Origin of the sequence: Pseudomonas putida, from assembly GCF_002025705.1 — a bacterium.
Classification (GTDB): domain Bacteria; phylum Pseudomonadota; class Gammaproteobacteria; order Pseudomonadales; family Pseudomonadaceae; genus Aquipseudomonas; species Aquipseudomonas putida_J.
The window spans coordinates 3,776,928-3,796,644 of the sequence record NZ_CP018846.1 but is presented as its reverse complement, the minus strand read 5'-3'; the positions used below and the strand labels follow the sequence as shown (position 1 = coordinate 3,796,644).

The window sequence follows — 19,717 nt, the reverse complement described above, 5'->3', positions numbered from 1 at the left end:
GATGCCCAGCACTGCGTCGTCAGCGGTGCGCGCGGCATCCATTCCAGCTGTAGTGTTGCTCATCCGCCCAACAGAATTGACGCTCCTGAACTAGTTTGCTGGAGCGACAATGACCCACAAAATGCCGGCGGCGCGCACGGGCGATGAAAAGATCCTCGACGCAACCGATGATTTCATTGGCGAAAAATTGCCAGCATGGTTGCGGCGTGCCTCGCGCGCCCAGATGGCAAGTTTACGTGCTGCCTTCAGTGCCCACCAGGCCAGTCAGGCGCGTCTGCGTGGGCTTACCCTCAAGCTGGAACCGCTGGACGTATTCGCCGAAAGGCACCTCAAGCCACTGTTGGCGAAACCGTTGCCTGCAGGGGTGGAGTTCTCGCAGCTCGAGTGGCTGGAAGTAACCCCCTGGATCGGTACGCTCGGCAGTTCTGATATGCAGGCTTATGGTTACCAGGCAACGCGCACCAGTGGCATCTTGAGGTTGATGAGCAACTTCGAGCGTGGTAGCTCCTTCTACGCCGGCTCCGGCTTGGTTGCGCCCGGCTTCGACGAAGTTATCTCGATCTCGGAAGCCGAGCTTGCGTCCGAGTGCAGAAAGCTGGATGCGGGGCAGCAGTATCAGAATGAACTGGATCAGGTCTTCAATGCTGCAGCCCTCGGCATCCTGACAGACGACAAGCGCTCAGGGCTTGCCCTGGCCAGCAAGATTGCCGCGATGAAAGGCGATATTTCGGCCGAGGTGGAGATCGCGCTGTTGGAGATGACCCGCGACGAGATTCATCTTCATGAGTCGGGGCTGCGTGGTTATGGCGGTACTTTGCAAGTGCTTGGCCAGGCTGCAGCCGACGGCATGCTTGTCCGGTTGCGCAATGTTCAAGGAGAGCAGGTGGGTATCCTGCTCTACTTGCCGAGCGACCCGTTGCAAGCCTTGCGCTATTTTGCAGATGAAGCGTCGATGAACAAGGCCGTGGCTTCGTTGTTGCAGGGTGAAGGCTACCGTTCATTCTTCTATCAGCTGATCAGCCTGAGCGCGCGGGCCAGCTTTGTCGCGCTGCTGGGAAAACGTCTGAAAGACCCCTCACCTGATCTTGAAATGAAAGGTGTGGTGATCCAGGGCAGCATTTTTGCGGCGCTGGCCGGTGCCCAGGTCAAACGCACCAAGGATGATGCGCGGTTGCTGCTGGTTCCAACCCTCGAGGCCGATGCCAAGGCCGCCCACGCCAGGCACGAAGCCTGGAAGTCAGCAGGCCTGAACCTGATCAACCTGGCAGGCCTTTTCATTCCGGCGGTCGGTGCACTGGTGCTGGGGCAACTGGTGTTGCAGACGTTGGGCGATGTCTTCGAAGGCGCTCAGGACTGGTATGAGGGGCATCGACATGAGGCATTGGAGCACATGCTCGGTGTGGCCGAGGCGCTGGCCGCTACCACGGCTACCGTGATAGGCGTGAGTGTCTTGCGCAGTGCCCTGGTAGCTGCCATGGAACCCGTCAACGTAAAAGCCGGTGTTCAGCGTTTGTGGGATGACAACCTCGTACCTTACGAGTCGACACCGGAGAGCATTACCCTGCGTCCCGATGGCTTGTATGGGGACGGCAAGCAGCGTTGGCTGCGCTCCGGTTCACGTTACTACGAGATACATCGGCCCGACCCTGAAGGACCTTATCGATTACGCCACCCGCGGCGATCGGGGGCATACGAGCCAGCCGTGTTGCATAACGAAGAGCGTTGCTGGCGGCCCATATGCGAACGGCCCTGGGAGTGGGATGACAGCGCGCAGATGCTTGACCGGCTGTGGCCACAGCACCCGATGATCGGCGCGCAGCGGGCCGAGCAGGTGCTACGCGTGGCAGGGGTCGATCAGGACGAGTTGCGTGGCATCCTGATGGAGAACCGAGTGTTGCCGGTCAACCTGCGTGAAGCACTGCGATGCTTTGAGGCGGATGAGCGGATCGAGCGATTCTTCGAACATTTGCAGCGCAAACGTCTCGATGCGGAGGACGAGGCGCTGTTGGCGTGGTGCGAGGCATTGCCCGATGTGGGCAAGGGCATAGCGCAGGTGTTTGAGGCAAAGCCGCAACTGCGTGGAAAGCTATATGCGCATCTTGCCCGTCTGGATCCGGTTGGCGATGACCTGCTGCTGAAACTGCTGCAAAGGGATTTTCCTGGCCTGGAGGGTGGCTATGCCAAGCGCCTGGTGGAGCAGGCCAGTACGCTTGAGCAAAACGAAGCGTTCAGGACCGGCAAGCTTCCCCAGGCACTGGCACTCAAAGCCACTTCACTGCTGCGCGTGGCGAGAATCAGCAGGGCGTTGGCGGGGCTGTACCTGGCCAGTGCATACAGCACTGAAACAGGCGAGCTGATCTTTGCCCTGCTCAATCAGTTGGGACCACTGACCGCCAATATCAACCTGCGCGAAGATGAGGTCGATGGGCGTCTGGTGGCAAGTCTGGTGGCGCAGCAAGATGCTACGCCATTGCGGGAACTGGTACGCCAAGATGGACAGTTCAAAGTCTATGGGGCCGATGGTGGTGAGCTTGGGCTGTCTGTAGGCGACCCAGGGGACCTGTTCGAGGTCATCGCCTCACTGCTATCGCCTGACCAGCTGGCTGAAATGGGCATAGAGAGCCCTGTCGAGGCCAGCCAGGCGTTACGCGCCCGGTCACTTGAGCAGTTGCCTGATGACCACGACGCGGTTGCAAGATTTCTGGAGTGGCCAGATCGCAAGCGCTGGCTGAACCCTGGGCAACGTCTGGAGGATGGTCGCGTCGGTTATCTGCTCAGTGGTCGTGGTGCCGGTCGTCCCAGAACCTCTCGGGAGGTGCTGCGAGATGGCATGCGCCGGTATTTCCCTGGCTTGAGCGAAGCGCAACTGGACGATGAGTTGCAACGTAGGCTTGCAGGGCGCGCATCGGCCTACGAGCTTTTGCTTGAATTGCAGGACGACCATGAGCAGCTGGAAAGAGCCCTGCAGCGCTGGCAGGGCAGTGAACTCAATGATGCCAGGCGGCAAACGCGTGGATACGTCACCCAACGCTTGCGAAGTGCATGGGCTGCCCAGGCCGAGGTTGTACCTGCGAGCGATGGCCGCGCAGCCGGGCAGCGCCTGAGCCTGACCGACCTGAACATCACCACCGTTCCAGAGTTTCCATTGCAGTTGGACTTCAGCTTCATCACTTCGTTGGTCATGAGCAGTACTGCGGTCAGTGAAGTACCTGCACAGTTTCTCAGTTCATTCCCTCATTTGCAGGTTTTGAACATGAGCAACAATGCCCTGTTGCGCATCCCCGTGGGCATTTCTTACCTGACCGAACTACGTGAGTTACGCTTGGCGCGTAACAACATTCGACTGGATGCTGCTGGCCAAGAAGCATTGACCGGTCTACCGCGCCTCTCCTCACTTGATCTCAGCCACAATCCACTCGGTCAGTTTTCAATGAGGTTCAGTCATTTACCGCACATGGTTAGCCTCTACTTGCGCAACTGTCAGCTGGGGGCATGGCCGACGGGTGTCGAGCTCTGTGGCTTTCTCGAAGTAGCGGACTTTCGCGACAACCAACTGCAAGTACCTCCCCATAGCTTGCTGCAGATGCCCTACGAGTTTCGTCGTGCTTTCCTGCTGGACGGTAATCACATGAGCAGTGTCGCCCTCCAGCGTTTCCATGCATTGGATAGTGTCCCGGAAGAGCCGGTCGAAACGAGCAGGTCGGCAATCGATATCCGTGCATGGTGGGTGGGGGAGGATGCCTCAACGCAGTTTGAACGTGGCACGACCTGGGACGCGTTGCAGGCAACGACACCGGGCGCGATGCTTGTCTCGCTGTTGGGTGAGTTGATTGATTTTTCCGACTTCAGTTGGTCGCAGCCGTACCTGCTCGAACAGGGGTGGCGGGTTCTCATGGAGAGGGAGAACAATGCCGAGTTCCGCCGGCAAGTCGACGTGCTGCTCGCGTCGCCGGTAACCGATGGCAACGCAGCCATCGAACGTTTCAGCCAGCTATCACTGCGTTTGCGTATCGTTCGGGCTGAAGGCCGTGTGGCTGTTGGGCGCGGTGGCGAGCTGGTGGAGTTGGGGCGCACGCTCATGCGCCTGGATTTTCTGGATCAGTTTGCCCGCAGGGATGTTGCCCGACGTGAACAGTCAAGGTTACCTGTTGACCGCACGGCCATTGTCCTTGGCTACCGAGTGCGTCTGCGGCAACGCTTGAACCTGCCCCTGCAGCCATGGGCAATGCGCAGTTCACCGAACGGACAGATAACCGAAGAGCAGTTGCTCCAGGCAATGCGTGCGTTACGTGAAACCGAAACACCGGAACATCTGGCAGGCAGCCTTTGCCGCCGGGCATTCTGGCAGCGTTTTCTGGCCCTGGAGTATGCTGATGCTTTCAGGGACCTGGCACAACTCTATGAAGAGAGGCGCAATGTGATCGAAGGGCAGCGTGCGCAACTGGGTGAGCTTGAGTATCGAAACCGCCTGGGTGAGGTGAACAATGAGCAGGACGCCGATACCCATGCATTGAGACTGCAGGTCAGCGCGCAGCTCATTCGCAGCCTTGAGCGCAACAGAGGGTAGGCGCCACGCGGGCCAGGCAATCTGCCCAGATGCTGTTGCGGGCAAGCCCGCTCCTTCAGGCTCGATGTGAACCTTGGGAGTGGGCTTGCCCGCGATGGGCTCGACGTCGAGCGGTCAGAACGCCTGCGGCATCTCGCCTTTGGCCAGGCGCTGGTTGATATCAGCGATTACCTCTGGCAGTTCATTGATGGTGTCGATCAGGTAATGCGGGCGTGAGCTCTCGAACATCGCGTGAATACGCTTGCGCTCGCTTTCAAGCTTCTCCGAGCTCAAGGCCCGATAGCCTTCCCAGGTGAGGCCCAAGGCGTTGCCCGAGCACACCAGCGCCACGGTCCACATGCCGGCACGGCGGCCTTCCAGGATGCCCGGCACGGTGTCGTCAACCTTCACGCAGGCCGCCACATCGTCGATGCCCAAGGCAATGACGTTGGCCAGGGCCTGGGCTGGCCATGGGCGGCCGTTCGGGGTTTCGTCGGTGGCCACCACATGGTCGACGACATAGCCATTCTTCGCGGCCAGTTCCACCACCTTGTCCATCACCACCTTCGGGTAGCCCGAGCACGAACCGATCTTCAGGCCGCCCTGACGCAGGCCTGTGAGGGTGTCCAGGGCACCGGGGATCAGTGCCGAGTGCACGGCGATCTTTTCGATCTGCAGCGGCATGAAACGGTTGTAGATAGCGGTGACGTCGTCGTCGGTGGGGGTGCGGCCGAACACCTTGCGGTAGCGCTCGGCGATTTCTGGTACGTCGCACAGGGTGCGGATGTGATCCCACTTGCCCATGCCCATCGGGCCTCGGGCTTCTTCGATGGAAACCTGGACGTCAAACTCGGCGAAAGCCTCGACGAATATCTGCGTCGGGGCGAACGAGCCAAAGTCGACCACGGTGCCGGCCCAGTCGAGGATCGCGGCTTGCAGCTGGGTGGGGTTGTTGTAATTCATGTGCGCTAATTCCTGAGTTCGGTTGGGCAAAGGGTCAGATGTCCAGCACTTCCATTTCCCGCAGCACCTCGGCCACGGCATTCACGGCGGCCTGCATGCCGTCCGGGCCGACCACGCCGATGCAGCCGACGCGGAAGGTTTCGACCTGGGTCAGCTTGCCCGGATAGAGAATGAAGCCCTTGGCCTTTACCCGCTCGTAGAAGTCCTTGAACTGGTAGCGGGCGTCGTTCGGCGCATGGAAGGTGACGATGATCGGCGCCTGGATATCCGCTGGCAGGAAGCTGCGCAGGCCGATGGCGGCCATGCCGTCGAGCAAGGTCTTGCAGTTGCTGGCGTAGCGCTGGTGACGGGCAGGCAGGCCACCTTCCTCGTTGTATTGCTGCAGCGCCTCATGCAGGGCGGCGACCACATGGGTCGGCGGGGTGAAGCGCCACTGGCCGGTCTTGGCCATGTAGGTGTACTGGTCGTGCAGGTCCATGGCCAGCGAGTGGGCGTTGCCTTCGGCAGCGGCCAGGGCGGCTTTTTCAGCGAAGACGAAGCCCATGCCGGGTACACCTTCCAGGCATTTGCCGGAGGCGGCGATCAGCGCTTCGAAGGGGATCTCGCGGGCATCGATCGGCAGCGCGCCGAACGAACTCATGGCATCGATGATCAGGCGTTTGCCGTGGCGCTTGATCACCTGGGCAATCTCTGGCAACGGGTTGAGGATGCCGGTGCTGGTTTCGCAGTGGATCAGCGCCACGTGGGTCACCGCAGGGTCGGCGGCCAGCAGGCGGTCAACGTCGGTGGCGGTGGTCGGCTGGTCCTCGGCGGTCTCGAAGGTGCTGTAGGTGCGCCCCAGTACCTTGCAGATCTTCGCCAGGCGTTGGCCATAGGCACCGTTGATCAGCACCAGCACCTTGCCATCGCGCGGTACCAGGGTGCCGATGGCGGCTTCCACGGCGAAGGTGCCGCTGCCCTGCAGGGGGACGCAGTGGTGGCTGGCGCTGCCGTCGATGATTGCCAGCAGCTGTTCGCAGACACTGGCGGTGAGTTGATTGAAGTCGCGGTCCCAGGAGCCCCAGTCCACCAGCATGGCTTGGCGGGTGCGGGCGGAGGTGGTCAGGGGGCCGGGGGTCAGCAGGATCGGGGCGTTGCTCATTCCGTGGTTCCTCACAAGCGGCGGGTGGTCAGCCGGAAAATCTGGCGCTGAAACTACGGGGCCTAGGTTGCAATTCGCCTGCCTATCAATCAAATTGTTTGTTGTTATCCGAGCTATAAGTCAGGCCGATAAATATGAACCTGTTTCAGCTGCGTGCCTTCGATGCCGTCGCCCGGGAGGGCAGCTTCACCCGTGCCGCGGCACGCCTGTTCATCAGCCAGCCGGCGGTTACCGGGCATGTCAAGGCGTTGGAGGAGCACTACCAGATCACCCTGTTGCGCCGTACTGCCCGGCGCGTCGAACTGACCGAGGAGGGCACCCGACTGGCGGCCATCACTCGCGCGATGTTCGGCCTGGCGGAAGAGGCCCAGGCGATGCTCGAGGCCAACCGGCAGTTGCTTACCGGTCGGCTGGAAGTGGCTGCGGACGGGCCACACCGGGTCATGCCGATGCTCGCCCAGTTACGCGAGCGCTATCCGGGCATCACCGTCAATCTGCGCCTGGGTAATGCCCAGGAAACACTGGCGGCGCTGCTGTCGGAGCACGCCGATGTCGCCGTGCTGACCGAGATCGAGCCGCGCAAGGGCCTGTATCTGCAGGCCCTGTGCGAGTCGCAGTTGTGTGCGCTGCTACCGGCCGGCCATGCCTGGGCGAGCGGCGAAGGTGACTTGCCGTTGGCGCAACTGCACCAGCAGATCATGGTCTTGCGCGAGCCCAGTTCGACGACCCGCCGTACGTTCGACAAAGCCTGCGCCGCGGCGGGCGTGCAGCCACGTGTGCTGCTCGAGCTCGACAGCCGGGAAGCCGTGACCGAGGCGGTGGCCTCGGAACTGGGGGTGGGGGTGGTTTCGTCGACCGAAGTGGCCAACGACCCGCGTGTGGTGGCAAGGCCGCTGGCGGGCAAGGGGCTGGTCAACCAGCACATGATCGGCTGCCTGGACCGGCGGCGTGAACTGCGGTTGATCCAGGCCTTCATGGGGTTGGCGCAGAGCCAGTGATACAGCGCTGACATTTTCCCTTGCCAGGCCTAACATGGCCGGCACAGAGCAGCCTGGATGGCCGATGAGCGAAAAAGACACCATCTCCATGCAACTGGTGCGTGAAGCGCTGTTGCAGACTTGCCCCAATGGGCAAGCCGATCTCGGCGTGCTGATGCGTGCCGGTATCGACCCTGCGCAGCTTGAACTGCCGCAGGCGCGGGTGCCTGCCGAGGCCTATGCGCGGTTGTGGCGGCTGCTGGCACGGCGTTGCAACGATGAATTCTTTGCCATGGACCGGCGTGGCCTGCCAGTGGGCAGCCTGGCATTCCTGAGCCGTGCGGCCATGGCCCAGCCTACCCTGGGCGAGGGCCTGGAGGTTGCGCTCGGCTTCCTTTCGCTGATGCTCGAAGACCTGCAGCCCAGCCTGGTGCGCCAGCAGAGCCTGGCCGAAATCGTCATCAACGAACCCTGCGATCAGCCGCGCCGGGCGTTTACTTACTTCACCTTCTGGATGATCGTGCATGGTGTCGCCTGCTGGCTGGCGGGGCGCCGCATCCCGATCCTGGCCATCGACCTGCGTTGCTCCGAGCCCTCTTTCTGCGATGATTACCGGGTCATGTTCTCGGAAAGCCTGCAATTCGACAGGCAGCGCACGCGCATGATCATTGCCGCCGACAGCCTTGACCTGCCACTTAAACGGACGCCGCAAGAGTTGCAGCGCTTTCTGGCCGAAGCGCCTGGAAACATCCTGGTCAAGTATCGCGACCCTGCCAGCCTGGGGCGGCGCGTGCGCAACGACCTGCTGCATCGGCACCCGAATCAGTGGCCCGATGCCGACGCGCTGGCCCGGCAACTGTGTCTGTCGCCTTCCACCTTGCGCCGGCGTTTGGCCGAGGAAGGGCAGACCTACCAGGGGCTGAAGGACAGCGTGCGACGCGAATTGGCGATCACCTGGCTCAGCGATCTTGACCCCTCCATGGCGGACATCGCCGAACGCCTGGGGTTTGCCGACAGCAGTTCGTTTTACAAGGCATTTCGCAAGTGGTTCGGCTGCAATCCAGGCCATTACCGAGCGCTGGTCCAGGCACGCGGTCCCCACTGCTGAGGGGCGCCGCTCCCGGATTTGCTGTGGCTACTGTTTCGCTTCCCTCTGAACCTTCCACGGTATGGGTGAAAGATTGTGCCCTCTCAAGAACAGAGGGTTCCTCATGCGACAATTTCCAGCTACACCCAGTATTCGCGGCAGTATCACTGCCGGCGAGATGAAAAAAGCCGCTGACGCTTTCACCCAGTCGCTCCCTCAATGGATCAAAGGTGCTTCTGCAGCGAACATTTACAAGTTGCGGGTATTGATCGCCAACCATAGAGCCAGCCAGGTGGCCGTGGCTGACGCGACCAAGGCAGTAGCGCCCCTAAAGGTATTCGCCGAGAGCATGTACTCCGAAGCTCTGGCAAGCATGCTGCCCAGCGGGCAGACACTGACCACGCTGCAATGGCGAAGAAAGATCCGCGAGGAGGTAGGGCAATCCACTCCCCATATTCAGGAATCTTGGGAAGTGCAGCCTGCGCTGCCGCGCCTGATGCAGAACTTTGCCGCAGGCGTCACACCGCTGAGCGGCAGCGGTCTGGTTATCCAGCGAGATGATGAAGAGGTCATTGGCCACACCGCGCAATTGATCGAAGCGTGCCGCGAACTGGATGCCGGAAAACAGTACCAGACGTTGCTTGAGCGACATTTCACCCAGAACAAGGCACTGCTGAGCACGGACAAACTTGCGGGGTTCAAGCTAGCCGTGCACGTTGCGTTTCTGAAGCGCAAGATCGACAGCGACGTGAAAGCCGCACTGGAATACTACGTCGAAGGCGCTAGCGCGACGGGCACCGAGCACAGGCTCACGGCGTATCCTGGTTTGATGTCCATACTGGGCGTACGCGTTCATGAGGCGCTGATCATCCAGTTGCAAACTGCCGATGGTGACAATGCCGGTGTGGTTACCTACATGCCTGCCGACGCTCGCAATCCATTGCGCTGGCACAGTTCAACGCATGACCTGCAAAAAGAAATGGTAACCGACCTCATGCAGGAGCATTACCTGCATGAATTGCTGCAGTTGATCGCTTTGGATGATCGCAACGCGTTTTTCCGTCAGCTGCAGTTGCGCTTGAGCGATGCGCTACCCGATCTGGAGATCGAAGGCGATACCGGTCACGGTTCGGTCTTTGCAAGATGGGTGGATACGCAGGTCGAACGTGTGCGCGCAGATGCCAAGGTACTGCTTGTGCCTACTACAGATGCGGATGCCAAGGCCAGCCGCCAACGTCTGGAGGACTGGAAGTCGCTTGGCTGGGAGATGGCCGGGCTAGCCGCATTCTTCATCCCGGCGGTAGGGGTCGTGCTGCTGGGGACGTTGCTGAAAGATGTTTGCACCCAAGTCTTCGAAGGGGTTGCAGACTGGGCCAAGGGGCATGATCACGAGGCGTTGCAGCATGCACTGAACGTGGCGCAAATCGCTGCAGCCACGGCGGTTGGGGTGGGTATTGGTGCCGCTGTAGGTCTTGCTGTCGATAAAGTGCTCGCCGATGGCCTGGAAACAGTCGCGTTGGACGATGACACCCAAGGGCTGTGGAACGGCGACCTGAGTCTCTACGAGAGCGGGTTGCCGGATGACGCAACCCTCGGGGAGGATGGCCTGTATAGCAGTGGTAACCGCCGTTGGCTGAAGGCTGGCGAGCACCACTACGAGGTGCATCAACCGAGTGAAAATGGGGCCAGGCGGCTGGTTCATCCGGACCGGCCACAGGCTTATGGGCCGGTGCTGCAGCGCAACGCCGAGCGCCTGTGGCTGCTGCCTGACGACTCGCCCATGGACTGGAATGATGCACAGCAGATGCTCGCCCGTCTTTGGCCGCAAGAGCCACCCCTTGATCAGCAGCGCGCCCAGCAGGTACTGCAGGCGAGCTGCAGCGATGTGGACGAACTGCGTGGCACCCTGGTGGATAACCGCCCCTTGCCGGCCAACGTGCGCGAAACACTGCGCCGTTTCGAGGCAGATGAACGGATCGAGCGCTTCTTCAGTACTGTGGCCGCCGGCGCGACCGAGGTTGATGACCAGGCCCTGCTCGAGTGGTGCAAGACACGCCCCGGCTTGGCCGAGATGGAAAGTGCCGAGCGTTCTGCGGCTATCCTCGAGCAACAGAGCGAACTACGCCATGACCTGTTCGATTTTCTGACATCTGTGGAGTCAGGTACTGACCCTGTCGTGCGGGTGCTCAAACGCGATTTTGCTGGCTTGCCGAACGATTATGCCAGCGACTTGGCCAGTCAGGTCAGTGCCGACCAGCGTGAAGAGATCGTGTTGCTGGAACGGCTGCCGTTGCCAGTTGCGACCAAGGCGCGTTCTCTGCTTCAGCTCGCCAGGCTTAATCATGCAGTGCAAGGCGTGATGCTGCGCAACGCGTACAGCGATGAAAGCGGCGAGTTGGCGCTCGGGTTGCTTTCACGGCTTGACCATTGGTCTTTCAACAAACGCGTGGAATTGCGCTTTGGCTCGGCGGAGGGGCGCCTGCTGGCAGTGCTCAACTCGCAAGAGCCGGAGGCAGGTCGGGTCATACTGGCACGCAAGGAGAGCGCCTTTGTGCTGTATGACACGAACGGCCTGGAGTGCCCTGAGCAGAGCAGTGTTCCTGATGACTTCTTCCAGGCCATCGTCACGTTACTGACATCGGAAGAGAAAGCCGCCCTCAGCCTGGGCAGCCATGATCAGGCTGGCGAGCTGCGGCGGCAAGTCGTCAATTTGCTGCCCGCAGGCCGGCAGAAGCTGGTGAGGCAATTGGGCTGGCAGGAGCAGCAGGGCTGGTTCAATCCGGGGCAGCGATTGAAAGATGGCCGTGTAGGGTATCCGCTGGGCGGCAGCGTTTCTAATGAGCGGGGCCCGGGGTGGAGGGTTCGGCGGCGGTTGTCCAGGCTCTATCGGGGTGATACACCCAGGCAGATCGATGAGCACTTGAATCGCATTCTGGACGCTGCCAACCCTTACGCAGCCCTGATTCAAGAAGAGCAGAACTACTATCTGCTCGACAGTCGGCTGGCCACGTGGATCGCTGACGGGGCACGAGCTGAACGGGCAGCGCGTCGCATGCTTGCGCAAAGGTTGCAAGCAGCTTGGCGCAGGCAATTGCCGATCGATGTCCAGGAGAATACTGTGCGCGGCTTTGTGCTGGACCTTGGCAGCCATAGCGTGAGCAGCCTACCTGAACTGGATGCTGCGATCGACTTCCATCACGTCACCTCCCTGACGATGGTCAATACCGACCTTCAGGCAATTCCCGACAGCTTCTTCAGTTGCTTCGGGCACCTTCGCCGTCTGAACATGTCGCGTAACCGCCTGGAGGCGCTACCGCTCGGCATTCGGCATCTACGATTTCTTGAAAGGCTGGCGCTCTCTTACAATCGCATCCGCAGCCGCGAGAGTGCAGTTGCAGCGCTCAGCCCACTGACCCGCCTGGAGGATCTGGACCTCAGTTTCAATCCGGCGATTCGCCGCCTGAGTGTGGCCAATTGGGCTTCATCGCTGAGGCGCCTGAGCCTGAGGCAGTGCGGGCTGCTGGAATGGCCAGCAGGGTTGGAACAGTGTCGACTACTGTACCGGATCGACCTGCGGTCCAATTACCTGCGCGATGTTCCGGCGGCCATCCGGGAAATGCCGTATACATTTCGTGCTTCGATTCTGTTGGATCGGAGCGCAGTTGAGGCAGCGGAACTGGACCGCCTGTATGCGCGCCCTGCGCCTGTCCATCGGCCCGCCCCACAGCCTGCTCCGCCGGAGCTGGCTGCCAGGGCGCTCTGGGTAAATGGTGAGGAGGCCGAAGCGCGTGGGGCGAGGTGGGATCGATTGTTCGACGGGCAAAGCAATGAGGAATTAAAAGAAATTCTGAGGAGGCTGCAGGACAGCAGCGATTATCAAGTCCATCGGACTGAGCTTACTACTCGAGTGTGGACGCTGCTTGATGCTATGGACACCTCCGAGACGCTGGCCGATGATGTTCGTAACTACGCGGGGGCCGAGGTTACGTGTGGGGATGACGTCATCGATCTTTTCAGCGAGCTTTATCTTCTCGCATTGGCGAACAACACAATGCGCGCTGCAGCAGAGGGTAAACAGCAACAGGCATTGCTGGACTTGGGCCAAGGCTTGTTCCGGTTGAATCGACTGAAGGAGTATATTGGCACGTTCATCAATGCCCACCCAAACCTTGATGCCGTCGAGGTCAGTCTTTATTTCCGGTTGCAGTTGGCCGACGAGATGAGGCTGCCAGGCCAGCCGAGCTCGATGTTGTATGAGAACCTCGTCAAACGTGAAATCACAAAGAATGCTTTGGATGCCGCACGATCCTTTGTGGCGGACGCGGAAACCGTCGAAGCCAAGGCGGCCTTCTTGAGCCAGCAGAAGTTCTGGAGGGAATGGCTGGAAAAGCAACACGCGGATGAGTTCGCTACCATTCTTGAGCAGTCCCATGAAAAACAAGCAGCGCTAGATGACCGGATGTCTGAAATGACCAGCCAGGAATATAAAGACCAATCCGATTTGATGTTGAAAGAACTTGAGGAAATGAAGAACCGGTTGGTCATCCTCTTGACCACCCCGATGTTGGAGGCCGACGCGGATCCAGTACTGCCACCTGCCGACCAAACCGGTCATCCAGATTGACAGCTTTGGCCATTGCTAGGCAGAGCATGTAGCGACAACATCGTCAGACCAATGGTGCACTCCAACAATAAGAACCAGGAGTCTGACGATGCGTGATTACGCTGATGCCGCCCGTTCGTTCGACCATGCCCAGGCTGCCCGCGCAGCGCTGCAAGGCCAATTGACGGCCCTCAATGCCTGTGTCGAATGCTGCGACCGGCATGTGGGTGGAGGCAAGCTGGCGCTGCTGTGGGAAGGCCGCGATGGCGACAGTAAGCGGTATACCTTCGATGAGCTGGCGGCCTTGGCGGCGCGCTTTGCCAACGTGCTCAGGGCCCAGGGTGTTGGCGCTGGCGACCGCGTTGCAGGCTTGATGCCGCGCACCCCGGAGTTGCTGGTGACGATTCTCGCCACCTGGCGCCTGGGCGCGGTCTACCAGCCGCTGTTCACCGCGTTCGGCCCCAAGGCCATCGAGCATCGTCTGGAGCAATCGGCTGCGTGCGTCGTCGTCACCGACCGGCACAACCGCGCCAAGCTGGATGATGTTCATGATTGTCCGACGGTCATCACCGTGCAGGCACGTGCTGGCGAGCTGGATTTCCATGGTTGCCTTGAAGGTGTAGCTGACGAGTGTGAGCCCGTCATGCGCACGGGCGACGACCCTTTCCTGCTGATGTTCACCTCAGGCACCACAGGCCCGGCCAAGCCACTCGAAGTTCCCTTGCGTGCCATCGTCGCGTTCCAGGGCTACATGCGCGATGCCATCGACCTGCGGCCGCAGGACAACTTCTGGAACCTGGCCGACCCAGGCTGGGCCTACGGCCTCTATTACGCAGTCACCGGCCCTTTGTCACTGGGCCACGCCACGACTTTCTACGATGGCCCGTTCAGCGTCGAGAGCTGCGCACGCATCATCGACAAACTGGGCATCAGCAACCTGGCCGGCTCACCAACGGCCTATCGGCTGCTGATCGCTGCAGGCAGTGAGTTTTCCTCGCCGATCAAAGGCCGCCTGCGGGTGGTCAGCAGCGCCGGCGAACCGCTCAACCCCGAGGTGATTCGCTGGTTCACCGACGAACTGGGTGTGACCATCCACGATCACTACGGTCAGACCGAACTGGGCATGGTGCTGTGCAACCACCATGGCCTGGCACATCCGGTGCACCTGGGCTCAGCCGGTTTTGCCATCCCCGGCCACCGCATCGTCGTGCTGGATGAGCAAGGTGCCGAATTGCCGGCCGGCCAGCCAGGGATACTGGCCGTGGACCGTGAGCAATCGCCCTTGTGCTGGTTTGGCGGTTATCACGGCGTGCCCACCAAAGCCTTCGTCGGCAAGTACTACCTCAGCGGTGACACCGTGGAGCTGAACCCTGACGGCAGCATCAGCTTCGTCGGTCGCAGTGACGACGTGATCACTACTTCAGGTTACCGGGTCGGCCCGTTCGACGTGGAAAGCGCGCTCATCGAGCACCCGGCGGTGATAGAGGCAGCGGTGATCGGCAAACCGGACCCTGAGCGCACCGAGCTGATCAAGGCGTTCGTCGTGCTGGCCAAAGGCTATCAAGGCGACGCTCAGCTGGAAGAAACCCTGCGTCAGCATGTGCGCCAACGCCTTTACGCCCATGCCTACCCCCGCGAAATCGAATTCGTCAGCGAGTTGCCAAAGACCCCGAGCGGCAAGCTGCAACGCTTCATCCTGCGCAATCAGGAAGTCGCCAAACAACACGCGCAACAGGCCACCCCTGCCAGCGCTTGAAAGGAAACCGATCATGCAGATAGCCAATAAACACTTCATCGTCAGCGGCGCCGCTTCGGGGCTGGGCGCTGCCACCGCGCAGATGCTGGTCGAGGCCGGCGCCAAGGTCATGCTGGTTGACCTCAATGCCCAGGCCGTGGAGGCCAAAGCCCGCGAGCTGGGTCAAAACGCCCGCTTCGCAGTGGCTGACATCAGTGACGAGCAGGCCGCCCAGGCAGCGGTCGATGCGGCGGTCAGCGCCTTCGGCAGCCTCAACGGGCTGGTCAACTGCGCCGGCATCGTCGGCGCCGAGAAGGTGCTGGGCAAGCAGGGCCCGCATGGCCTTGCCAGCTTCGCCAAAGTCATCAACGTCAACCTGGTCGGCAGCTTCAACCTGTTGCGCCTGGCTGCCGCTGCCATGGCTGAAGGCGCTGCGGACGAAGGAGGCGAGCGTGGCGTGATCATCAATACTGCCTCCATTGCCGCCTACGACGGCCAGATCGGCCAGGCCGCCTATGCTGCATCCAAAGGCGCCATCGCCAGCCTGACCTTGCCCGCCGCGCGTGAGCTGGCGCGCTTCGGCATCCGCGTGATGACCATTGCCCCCGGCATCTTCGAAACACCGATGATGGCCGGCATGACCGAGGAAGTGCGCGCTTCACTGGCCGCCGGCGTGCCGTTCCCACCGCGCCTGGGGCGCCCGCAGGAATACGCAGCGCTGGCGCGCCATATCATCGAGAACAGCATGCTCAACGGCGAGGTGATCCGCCTCGACGGTGCACTGCGCATGGCTGCCAAGTAAGGAGTCCGATCATGAGCCTCAGTAACGACCCGATTGTCATCGTCAGTGCCGTACGCACGCCCATGGGCGGCCTGCAGGGCGACCTCAAGAGCCTGACCGCGCCGCAGCTGGGCAGCGCCGCCATCCGCGGCGCCGTCGAGCGCGCTGGCATCGATCATGCCAGCGTCGAGCAGGTGCTGTTCGGCTGCGTTTTGCCAGCCGGCCAGGGCCAGGCACCTGCACGTCAGGCTGCACTGGGTGCCGGCCTGGATAAGCACACCACGTGCACCACGCTGAACAAGATGTGTGGCTCGGGCATGCAGGCGGCGATCATGGCCCATGACTTGTTGCTGGCAGGCAGCGCCGATGTGGTGGTGGCCGGTGGCATGGAAAGCATGACCAACGCACCATACCTGCTGGACAAGGCCCGTGGCGGCTACCGCATGGGCCACGGCAAGATCATCGACCACATGTTCATGGACGGTCTGGAAGACGCCTATGACAAAGGCCGCCTGATGGGCACCTTTGCCGAAGACTGCGCCCAGGCCAACGCCTTCAGCCGCGAAGCCCAGGACCAGTTCGCCATCGCCTCGCTGACCCGCGCCCAGGACGCTATCAAGAGTGGCCGCTTTGCCGCCGAGATCGTGCCGGTAGAGGTCACTGAGGGCAAGGAAAAGCGCGTCATCAAAGACGACGAACAACCGCCCAAGGCGCGCCTGGACAAGATCCCCCTGCTCAAGCCGGCCTTCCGCGAAGGTGGTACGGTGACTGCTGCCAACTCCAGTTCGATTTCCGACGGTGCCGCGGCGCTGGTACTGATGCGCCGCTCCGAAGCTGACAAGCGCGGCCTCAAGCCGTTGGCGGTAATCCATGGCCATGCTGCCTTCGCCGACACCCCGGCACTGTTCCCGACCGCGCCGATAGGTGCAATCGACAAACTGATGAAGCGCACGGGCTGGAGCCTGGGTGAAGTCGACCTGTTCGAGATCAACGAAGCGTTTGCCGTGGTGACCCTGGCGGCCATGAAGCACCTCGACCTGCCGCACGACAAGGTCAATATCCATGGTGGCGCGTGCGCGCTGGGCCACCCGATCGGCGCCTCGGGCGCGCGCATTCTGGTGACGCTGCTGTCAGCCCTGCGCCAGAACAACCTGCGTCGCGGTGTGGCAGCCATCTGCATCGGCGGTGGCGAGGCCACGGCCATGGCTGTCGAATGCCTGTATTGAGGTGAACCATGCTGGTAACTGACGAGCAACAACAGATCGCCGATGCGGTACGCGCCTTTGCCCAGGAGCGCCTCAAACCGTTTGCCGAGCAATGGGACAAGGAGCACCGCTTCCCGAAAGAGGCCATCGAGGAAATGGCCGGGCTCGGGCTGTTCGGCATGCTGGTGCCGGAGCAGTGGGGCGGCAGTGACACCGGTTATGTGGCCTACGCCATGGCGCTGGAGGAGATCGCTGCCGGTGACGGCGCCTGCTCGACCATCATGAGCGTGCACAACTCGGTGGGTTGCGTGCCGATCCTGCGGTTCGGCAACGAGCAGCAGAAAGCGCAGTTCCTCACCCCGCTGGCCATGGGTTCGATGCTTGGGGCGTTTGCCCTGACCGAACCGCAGGCCGGTTCCGACGCCAGCAGCCTGAAGGCACGCGCTCGGCTTGACGGCGACCACTATGTGCTCAATGGCAGCAAGCAGTTCATCACGTCCGGGCAGAGTGCCGGTGTGGTGATCGTCTTTGCCGTAACTGATCCAGAGGCGGGCAAGCGTGGCATCAGCGCCTTCATCGTGCCAACCGACTCGCCGGGCTACCAGGTGGCGCGGGTCGAGGACAAGCTGGGCCAGCATGCCTCGGATACCTGCCAGATTGTTTTTGACAATGTGCGAGTGCCCGTGGCCAACCGCCTGGGTGCGGAAGGCGAGGGCTACAAGATCGCCCTGGCCAACCTCGAAGGCGGCCGCATCGGCATTGCCTCGCAGGCGGTGGGCATGGCCCGTGCGGCTTTCGAAGTGGCACGCGACTACGCCAATGAGCGGCAAAGCTTCGGCAAGCCATTGATCGAACATCAAGCCGTGGCCTTCCGACTGGCCGACATGGCAACAAAGATCGCCGTGGCGCGGCAGATGGTGCTGCACGCGGCCGCGTTGCGTGACGCCGGGCGCCCGGCGCTGGTGGAAGCGTCGATGGCCAAGCTGTTTGCCTCGGAAATGGCCGAAAAGGTCTGTTCGGATGCCTTGCAGACCTTGGGCGGATATGGCTATCTGAGCGACTTCCCGCTGGAGCGGATCTACCGCGACGTTCGGGTCTGCCAGATCTATGAAGGCACCAGCGACATTCAGCGCATGGTCATTGCGCGCAATCTTTGAAGGAGCAGACTGCATGGCATTCGAAACCATCCTGTTGGACATCCACGGCAAGGTCGGCCTGATCACCCTCAACCGCCCCCAGGCGCTGAACGCGCTGAATGCGCAGATCGTCGGCGAGATCAACCAGGCCCTGGACCAGCTCGAGCGTGACCCGAAGATTGGCTGCGTGGTGCTCACCGGCTCTGCCAAGGCTTTTGCCGCGGGGGCCGACATCAAGGAAATGGCCGAACTGCAATACCCACAGATCTACGTTGACGATCTGTTCAGCGATTCCGACCGCATCGCCAACCGGCGTAAACCGATCATCGCCGCAGTCTCCGGCTTCGCCCTGGGCGGTGGCTGCGAACTGGCGATGATGTGCGACTTCATCCTCGCTGCCGACAATGCCAAGTTCGGCCAACCGGAAGTCAACCTCGGCGTGCTGCCGGGCATGGGCGGCACCCAGCGCCTGACCCGTGCGGTGGGCAAGGCCAAGGCCATGGAACTGTGCCTGACCGGCCGCCTGATGGGCGCCGAAGAAGCCGAACGCGCCGGCCTGGTGGCGCGCATCGTGCCGCAGGCGCAGTTGCTGGAAGAAGCACTGAAGGTCGCTGCAACCATTGCCAGCAAGTCGATTCCGGTGAGCATGATGGTCAAGGAAAGCGTCAACCGCGCTTTCGAGGTGACCCTCAGCGAAGGTGTGCGCTTCGAGCGTCGGGTGTTCCACGCCGCGTTTGCCACCGAAGATCAGAAAGAAGGCATGGCGGCTTTCATTGCCAAGCGCGAGGCACAATTCAAGGACCGTTGAAGCGAGCAGGGTGCTTTAGCAGCAGTGCCGCTTGCTGCGTTTTGCCTTGGTGCATGCAGCGGACGAGTCAGCGTCACGGTATACCTTGGTATACCGTGACGCTTTCTTTTCGAGCCGGGCAAGGGTGCCAGCGGGCGGATTCCAGATCCATTCGGGCAATTTCTCCCATGATTGCTGTTGCTCAAGGCGACGTAGCGCCTTAGACTGCCGCCCCCTGTAAAAGAGTGCCGGTTGGCGCTTGAAGAATTCCGCTGCCGATGCCGAGGCGTCGGCGGCACCTGAATCGCCCAAATGCACATTTTTTCATAGAGAAATCGATGACCAAGGAACAGTTGCTGGCCATGTCGGCCGATGACTACATGAACGCTGACCAGCTGGCTTTCTTTGCTGGCCTGCTGCAGGCGATGAAAGTCGAAACCCATGAACGCATCGAGCTGAGCCGTGCCACCATCGAAGGCCTGGACACCCCGTCGGATCCTGCCGACGTGGCGTCGGTCGAAGAAGAGCGTAGCTGGCTGGTCAATGCCATCGACCGTGATCAGCGCTTGCTGCCGCAGCTGGAAATGGCCCTGGACCGCATCTCTGACGAGAGCTTCGGCTGGTGTGATGACAGCGGTGAGCCGATTGGCCTGAAGCGCCTGCTGATCAGCCCGACCACCAAGTACTGCATCGAAGCCCAGGAGCGCCACGAGCAGCTCGACCGCCACCAGCGTCAGGTCTGACCCGGCGCAGTGC

At 61.4% G+C, this 19,717-nt stretch carries 12 protein-coding genes; 10 read left to right on the top strand and 2 right to left on the bottom strand.

What is annotated here, in order from left to right; genetic code table 11:
- The first annotated feature begins 109 nt into the window (after positions 1 to 109).
- Positions 110 to 4,567, top strand: a complete 4,458-nt coding sequence (locus BUQ73_RS17190) for an NEL-type E3 ubiquitin ligase domain-containing protein (RefSeq protein ID WP_079228967.1) — start codon at positions 110 to 112, stop codon at positions 4,565 to 4,567.
- 114 nt (positions 4,568 to 4,681) lie between these two features.
- Here BUQ73_RS17190 and phnX read toward each other — a convergent pair whose 3' ends face one another.
- Both phnX and BUQ73_RS17180 read right to left on the bottom strand, forming a co-directional pair.
- Positions 4,682 to 5,509, bottom strand: coding sequence for a phosphonoacetaldehyde hydrolase (gene phnX, locus BUQ73_RS17185; RefSeq protein ID WP_079228966.1), 828 nt, complete (start codon positions 5,507 to 5,509; stop codon positions 4,682 to 4,684).
- Positions 5,510 to 5,543: 34 nt separating this feature from the next.
- Positions 5,544 to 6,650 (bottom strand): 2-aminoethylphosphonate--pyruvate transaminase, encoded by a 1,107-nt coding sequence (locus tag BUQ73_RS17180; protein ID WP_079228965.1) that lies wholly within the window; start codon positions 6,648 to 6,650, stop codon positions 5,544 to 5,546.
- Positions 6,651 to 6,784: 134 nt separating this feature from the next.
- Here BUQ73_RS17180 and BUQ73_RS17175 point away from each other — a divergent pair, with 134 nt between their 5' ends.
- The 9 genes from BUQ73_RS17175 (at position 6,785) to BUQ73_RS17135 (ending at position 19,704) form a co-directional block, all read left to right on the top strand.
- On the top strand, positions 6,785 to 7,648 hold the full coding sequence (locus BUQ73_RS17175; RefSeq protein ID WP_079228964.1) for a LysR substrate-binding domain-containing protein: 864 nt from the start codon (positions 6,785 to 6,787) through the stop codon (positions 7,646 to 7,648).
- Between the two features lie 64 nt (positions 7,649 to 7,712).
- Entirely contained in the window at positions 7,713 to 8,735 is a 1,023-nt protein-coding gene (locus BUQ73_RS17170; protein WP_079228963.1) for an AraC family transcriptional regulator, read from the top strand.
- 103 nt (positions 8,736 to 8,838) lie between these two features.
- A complete protein-coding gene (locus BUQ73_RS17165) occupies positions 8,839 to 13,338 on the top strand; it encodes an NEL-type E3 ubiquitin ligase domain-containing protein (protein WP_161492849.1) in 4,500 nt (1,499 codons plus the stop codon).
- An 88-nt stretch (positions 13,339 to 13,426) separates the two neighbouring features.
- Positions 13,427 to 15,073 carry an AMP-binding protein gene (locus BUQ73_RS17160; protein ID WP_079228961.1) on the top strand — a complete coding sequence of 549 codons (1,647 nt, stop codon included), beginning with the start codon at positions 13,427 to 13,429 and terminating at the stop codon, positions 15,071 to 15,073.
- Positions 15,074 to 15,086: 13 nt separating this feature from the next.
- A complete protein-coding gene (locus tag BUQ73_RS17155; RefSeq protein ID WP_079228960.1) occupies positions 15,087 to 15,854 on the top strand; it encodes an SDR family NAD(P)-dependent oxidoreductase in 768 nt (255 codons plus the stop codon).
- 11 nt (positions 15,855 to 15,865) lie between these two features.
- A complete protein-coding gene (locus tag BUQ73_RS17150) occupies positions 15,866 to 17,059 on the top strand; it encodes an acetyl-CoA C-acyltransferase (protein WP_079228959.1) in 1,194 nt (397 codons plus the stop codon).
- Between the two features lie 8 nt (positions 17,060 to 17,067).
- Positions 17,068 to 18,195, top strand: coding sequence for an acyl-CoA dehydrogenase (locus BUQ73_RS17145; protein WP_079228958.1), 1,128 nt, complete (start codon positions 17,068 to 17,070; stop codon positions 18,193 to 18,195).
- 13 nt (positions 18,196 to 18,208) lie between these two features.
- Positions 18,209 to 18,982 (top strand): enoyl-CoA hydratase, encoded by a 774-nt coding sequence (locus tag BUQ73_RS17140; RefSeq protein WP_079228957.1) that lies wholly within the window; start codon positions 18,209 to 18,211, stop codon positions 18,980 to 18,982.
- A gap of 317 nt (positions 18,983 to 19,299) precedes the next feature.
- A complete protein-coding gene (locus tag BUQ73_RS17135; RefSeq protein ID WP_027919101.1) occupies positions 19,300 to 19,704 on the top strand; it encodes a TraR/DksA family transcriptional regulator in 405 nt (134 codons plus the stop codon).
- The last annotated feature ends 13 nt before the right edge of the window (positions 19,705 to 19,717 follow it).